The organism is Acinetobacter sp. USHLN143 (assembly GCF_037145695.1).
In the GTDB taxonomy this organism is placed as follows: Bacteria; Pseudomonadota; Gammaproteobacteria; order Pseudomonadales; family Moraxellaceae; genus Acinetobacter; species Acinetobacter fasciculus.
Genome location: NZ_JBBCWZ010000228.1, coordinates 1 through 407, shown reverse-complemented (window position 1 = coordinate 407; position 407 = coordinate 1). Strand labels below are relative to the sequence as shown.

General features: G+C 50.1%; 1 protein-coding gene. It reads left to right on the top strand.

Annotated elements, in window-relative coordinates; translation table 11 throughout:
- A partial coding sequence (locus WFH18_RS17825) for an IS66 family transposase (protein WP_336755415.1) occupies positions 1 to 407 on the top strand: 407 nt, incomplete at both ends.

Genomic DNA, 407 nt, shown 5'->3' with positions numbered 1-407 from the left:
TCAGTGTGACACCCTGACTCAGCAAGCGATGCCTGCCTATGTGATTGATAAAGGCATTGCTTCACCTGAACTGCTCAGCCATGTGCTGGTATCGAAGTATGCCGATCATTTACCGCTGTACCGTCAACGTCTGATCTATCAGCGGGCGGGAATCGAACTTTCTAGATCAACTTTATCTGACTGGATAGGTCGCTGCGGTGTGGAACTGGAACCTCTGGCCAATGCCTTAAAAGAGGTGGTGCTGCAACAGCGGGTGATCCATGCCGATGAAACGCCGGTCACCATCATGCGGATGAGTGATGATGAGAAAAAACCGAAGAAAGGTTATGTCTGGGCCTATGCCACTACACAGTACAATCCAGTTCAAGCGGTGATCTATGACTTTCAGGATAGCCGTTCAGGTCAGC